Raw genomic sequence first — 5,022 nt, forward strand, 5'->3', positions numbered from 1 at the left:
CGTCGAGACGCGCGCTCACGTCGAGGGGCCCTCGCTGACCGCGAACGCCGAGGTGGACGCGGACATCGGCCTGGACGGCATCGACGTGAGCCTCCAGGTGGACATCGACGCCACGGCGGTGGAGGCGGGTGCGGGCGCGACCAAGCGCGTTGAGTTCGAGATCGCCGGCGAGGAGTACGCGGTCGAGCTGGACCTCGAGGCGATGGGCAAGATCGGCGCGGACGGCCACCTCAACCTGGACCTGCATGTGGGCACGGACGGGCAGCTGTCCATCAACGCCTCGGCGAATGGCTTCGCGGGTGCGCAGGCCAGCCTCACCGGCTCCATCGAGCTGTCGCACGAGGGTGACACCCTGGCGTCGGCCAGCATCACCGCCAGCGCCAGCGCGGGCGTGAGCGGCGATGCGCACGCCAACATCGGCCTGAACGACGGCAACCTCGAGTTCGACGTGGGCGTCGAGGCCACCGCGGGACTCGGGCTGGGCGTGGAGATCGAGGGCTCCATCAACGCCGGTAACATCCTGGAGGCCGTGGGCGAGACGGCGGCGGCGGCGGGCGGCGAGATCCTGGAGAATGTGGCCGAGGGCGCCATCAACGCGGGCGACGCGGTGCTGGATGCGGCCGGTGACGTGTTCTCCAGCGCGGTGGATGGCCTGGGCAACGTGGTCGAGGACGTTGGCGATTTCTTCGGCCTCTAATTAAGCTCGCGCCATCTCTTTCCTCCTAAGGATCGATGGCCGTCTCCAAGCTTGCAGCATCCGCAGCGCGTCTCATGAAGCAGGGCCTCCTGAAAGAGGCGGCCCGTGAGTTCGAGAGCGCCCTCCAGCAGGATCCCAAAGACGCCGGTGCGCTGCTGGGCTTGGCCCGGCTGCGCCTGGCGCAACAGGACGATGAGGCCGCGCGCGGTGTGCTGCGCCGACTCATTGACTTGCACCCCACGCATCCCGAGGCCCTCAGCCACATGGCGAGGCTGGAGGCCCAGGACGGCAACGCGCGTGCGCTGGAGCTGTTGGCCTCGCTGGCCTCCCAGCCCAAGGCCGGCTTCTTCGAGGTGCTCAACCATGGCCGGGCGCTGCTGACGGCCGGCCAGCATGAGGCCGCGACCGCCGAGCTGGAGCGGGCCCTGCACCTGCAACCGGGCAATCCTCAAGTGCTCACCTACCTGGGCATGACGCTCCAGGCCCAGAAGCGCCTGGATCAGGCGCTGAAGCGTTACCAGGAGGCCGCCAAGGCCACCCGGACCGAGCACCTGCCCCTGCTCATGGCCTCGCGCGTCCAGGTGCTGCAGGGCCAGATCGGTGCGGCGCTGGTGAGCCTGCAGCAGGCCATCCTCCGCTCCCCCGAGGAGCCGATCCTCTACCGCGAGTTCGCGCTGCTCTCCCTGGCCGCTGGGGCGCCGGATGCGGCGATGCGTGCCGCCATTGAGCTGCGCCTGAAGCTGCCGAAGAGCGTGGACGCCGTCTACCTGCACGGGCTGGCCATGCTGGTGGCGGGGAAGAACGAGGACGCCGAGCGCATCCTGCGAGAGGCGCTCGAGCGTCTCCCGGGCTCCGCGGACGTGCGGCTGGCGCTGGCGAAGGTGCGGCGCCGGCAGGGCGATGACGCCGAGGCTCAGCGTTTGCTGGAGGAGGCCGTGAAGCTGGCGCCGGACGAGCCCGGGCCCGCCAATGATCTGGCCGTGCTGTTGATGTCGCGCCCAGGTGGCGCGGCCGCGGCGCGGGCCGTGCTGGAGCGGGCCCTGGCGGTGCACCCGGAGGATCCGGGCGTGAACCTCAACCTGGCCCTCGCGCTGGCGGACACCGAGGCAAAACGGGCACGCACACATGCCGAGCGGGCCCAGGCCAGCACGGATCCGAAGATCCGCGAGCAGGCGGACCGGCTGGTGGCGGCGCTCGGCTCGAAGGCGAAGTAGGAACGGGCAGCAGCTCCCACGGACTTGCCAGTGACGGGGACTCCCTCTGGGGAGCTACACTCCGGCTCACGAGGCAAGAGCATGGACCTGGAAGAGTTGCGCGCGTTTCTCGACGTCGCGGAGACGGGCTCGTTCCTGGCCGCCGCGGACTCCCTGGGCGTGTCGCGCACGACCTTGAGGCGCCGCGTTGAGGCGCTCGAGGCGCGGGCCGGCGTGCCGCTCCTCAAGAGCACCCGGCAGGGCATCGTCTTGACCGAGGCCGGCGAGGTGCTCGCCAGGCGCGGGCGGATCATGATGCAGGAGACGAGCGCGCTGTTGACGTCCATCCGAGAGGTGGGCCAGGCCCCCTCGGGGTTGCTGCGGGTGGTGATGCCCGTGGGACTGCCGCCGCACCTCCTCACGCCAATCTTCGGGCTGCTGCGGACCAGCTATCCGCTGTTGCGCGTCCACGCTCGCTTCGGCAATGATCCCCTGGGCGAGCCGCTGGAGGACGTGGACCTGGCGGTCCACTTCGGGGAGGACACGCCCAAGGGGCCGTGGCTCTCGCATGTGGTGCTGCGGGTGCACGAGGGGCTGATCGCCTCCCAGGAGTACCTGCGGCAGCGCGGAGTCCCCCGCTCCGTGGAGGAACTGCAAGGCCACGAGCTCTTCTCCTGGGAGGCGCCGGGAGACGATGGGCGCATCTGGCCCACGCTCCGAGGCACCTCGTTCACGGTCAAGCCATCGCTGATCGCGACGGACATCCACTTCATTCGCTCCTGCTGCATCGCTGGGATGGGCATTGGCTTTGTCCCCAGCATTGAGCTGCCGGATCCAGGCACTCCCGAGGGCCTGCTGGTGCCCGTGCTGGCCGATGTCGTCGGGCGTGAGCGCCCGGTCCGCATCAGCGTGCCCGAGTCCCTCTCGGAGATTCCCAAGATCAAGCTGGTGCTCGCGCACGTGCGCCGCTTCCTGGATCCGCTGTGACGGGCGCTGCCGTCACAAGGTCTTGAGGTACTCCACGAGCGCCCAGCGATCTTCCTCGGGGAGCGTCACGCCATACTCGTGCCCGCGGTTGGAGTTGCCGACCGCGCGGGTGTCGAGCACGAACGGCACCTGGCCGTCGCTGACGTAGCCCACCTTCCGAGGGTCGTACTCCCAGCGGCCGACGGAGAACACCCGGGGCCGCTCGGCGGGAGGCAGGAGCAAGTCATAGAGCGTGGGCACCGAGCCATTGTGGAGGTACGGAGAGGAGGCCCAGGCTCCATTGAGCGGGCGGGCCTTGTAGGACAGCAGCTCGGCCGTAGGGTTCTTGTCGCTGCTCTTCGTATGGTTGCCTTGCCTGGCTGTCTCTGTCTGCCCGTGGAGCCTGGCATTCGCGACGGCCTTCAGCGCCGCATCGGGATGTGCCGACACGGAGCGCGTGGCCAGGTCGCCCACCAGGGCGAGCGCGCTCACCTCTGCGCCGTACTTCTCTCCCTTGAGGGAGATGGCGCCCTCGAGCACTCCCGCCGGGACACGCGCCTCGACGATGTTCCTGGCGGTGGTCTCGTCGGTTCCCACGATGTCGATGCCTGTCATCATGGCGACGACGCTCCGCTTGGGATCATCGCGGTCGATGGACGCGTGACACGACAGGCAGTGCGTCCTGTACAGGGCCTCGCCTCGGGCCGCCCGCTGGCGATCGATGGGGGGCAGGAGCTCCTCCGGCCACTGCGGAGACTGCAGGCTTCGCAAGGTCTCCTCCATCGCGACCAGCTCGTTCGTCTCGATCGTCGAGGGATACCCTCTCCTGGCCTCCTGCTCCGTCTCGTAGTGCTTCACCTCGACATGCCCGAAGACCCCCACCACCTCGCCGGTATTGCGGCCGAGCGAGCCCGCGCCCGCGTTGGCCGAGAACCCCGTCCACTGCACGTAGTCGTGGCGCGGCGCATCCCACAGGAGTGGGAAGCTGGTGGGGGCATTGGGCTCGATGCTGTTCTTGGGATCGCTGGTGAATCGGATCGCCTGGTTGATGATCCGCCCGACCGCGTCGAGCCGGCCGAAGCCTTCCACCGTGGTGGAGCGATTGACGGCGTCGTAGTTCTCGAACCACTGCAGCGTCTGCGTGAGGCTCTGGCGCGCCGCCTCGAGACTGGCGCTGTCCTTGCCACCTCGCGGCACCGCGGCGGCAAAGCGCGCGAGCTTGGCGTCATCCGCCAGCGTGGCCGCCAGCGCCGCCTTCATGGCCCGGAGAAGACCGACGAAGTCGATGAGGGCCGGAGCGCCGTCGATGCGCATCGCCGTGCCGCGGTAGTTGATCTGCCCGGTATGGCAAGCCGCACACGTCAGGCCCACCTTGTCCTTGTGGCGGGCGAAGCCCACGGGGAGGGCGTCGGGGTTGTTCGGCGTCTTGTGCTGGGGGAGGAAGCGAAAGCGCGTCAGGTGCTCGGGGAGGATGAACGGCTTGTCGCTGTCGGCCTGCTCCAGGTGCACCAGGGTGTCGTAGGGCATGAGGACCGAGCCCTGATCGGCGTGGTAGTACCACAGGGTCTCGGGCGGGCCCCATCCCTGGTCCAGGTAGACGAGCCGGGTCGCACCGTCGCCATAGGCATCCGTCTCGAGCACGAGCCCTGCACGCTTGCCAAACCCTTCCAGCACCTCGCGGGCTCGTCCGAGGGGATCCGGCTTGCCGGGAGGGAACTCTCCCGTGGTCGCGCAGGCTGCCAGCAAGAGCAAGGGAACGACGAGGCAAGGGTGTCGACGCATGGCGCTCTCCTCCGTTGAAAGCCATGGCTGGGTAACACGCCCCTCCTGCGGGAAAAAATGACCATGATCGGCTCACCGGGTGTCCACATTCTGGCCACCTCAGCCGGCAGTCCGGGCTTGAAGCCAAGGTGGAAGCAGCGGACCGAACGTGTATAGCTTCCACAGCCTGCACGGACGGGCGGTGGCGCGCGCTCTCATGGATTGACCGGCCCCATGGACAACCTCACTCACGGACTGCTGGGCGTCGCCGTGGGTGCGCTGCGCCGGCCGGACACTCCCGGTGCCCCGCTGTCCGCCACGGACAAGGCCGTCCTGCTCGGGTGCGCCTTGGCCGCCGAGCTGCCGGACCTGGACAACCTGCTGCCCGCGGAGAACTCCGTCGTG

The 5,022-nt window shown here is 69.0% G+C and carries 5 protein-coding genes; 4 read left to right on the top strand and 1 reads right to left on the bottom strand.

Annotated features, from left to right (window positions below):
* The 3 genes from VD972_RS44175 to VD972_RS44185 form a co-directional block, all read left to right on the top strand.
* Window positions 1-697 (top strand): Circumsporozoite protein (locus tag VD972_RS44175; RefSeq protein ID WP_324995943.1); only part of this gene is annotated, 697 nt, incomplete at its 5' end.
* Between the two features lie 74 nt (window positions 698-771).
* Window positions 772-1,911 carry a tetratricopeptide repeat protein gene (locus VD972_RS44180; protein ID WP_324995945.1) on the top strand — a complete coding sequence of 380 codons (1,140 nt, stop codon included), beginning with the start codon at window positions 772-774 and terminating at the stop codon, window positions 1,909-1,911.
* A gap of 81 nt (window positions 1,912-1,992) precedes the next feature.
* Window positions 1,993-2,877 carry a LysR family transcriptional regulator gene (locus tag VD972_RS44185; RefSeq protein WP_324995947.1) on the top strand — a complete coding sequence of 295 codons (885 nt, stop codon included), beginning with the start codon at window positions 1,993-1,995 and terminating at the stop codon, window positions 2,875-2,877.
* A gap of 12 nt (window positions 2,878-2,889) precedes the next feature.
* On the opposite strand, the gene VD972_RS44190 is transcribed toward VD972_RS44185, so the two are convergent.
* Entirely contained in the window at window positions 2,890-4,638 is a 1,749-nt protein-coding gene (locus VD972_RS44190; protein ID WP_324995949.1) for a di-heme-cytochrome C peroxidase, read from the bottom strand.
* Window positions 4,639-4,851: 213 nt separating this feature from the next.
* On the opposite strand from VD972_RS44190, the gene VD972_RS44195 reads away from it, so the two are divergent.
* Window positions 4,852-5,022, top strand: a 171-nt coding sequence (locus VD972_RS44195) for a metal-dependent hydrolase (RefSeq protein WP_324995951.1), incomplete at its 3' end; no start/stop codon positions are given.

Origin of the sequence: Hyalangium sp. (assembly GCF_035629615.1) — a bacterium.
GTDB lineage: Bacteria > Myxococcota > Myxococcia > Myxococcales > Myxococcaceae > Hyalangium.

Bases quoted from the DNA above. Each gene is read 5' to 3' on its own strand.
- VD972_RS44180 (WP_324995945.1), top strand. From the start codon at position 772: ATGAAGCAGGGCCTCCTGAAAGAGGCGGCCCGTGAGTTCGAGAGCGCC.
- VD972_RS44185 (WP_324995947.1), top strand. From the start codon at position 1,993: ATGGACCTGGAAGAGTTGCGCGCGTTTCTCGACGTCGCGGAGACGGGC.
- VD972_RS44190 (WP_324995949.1), bottom strand. From the start codon at position 4,638: ATGCGTCGACACCCTTGCCTCGTCGTTCCCTTGCTCTTGCTGGCAGCC.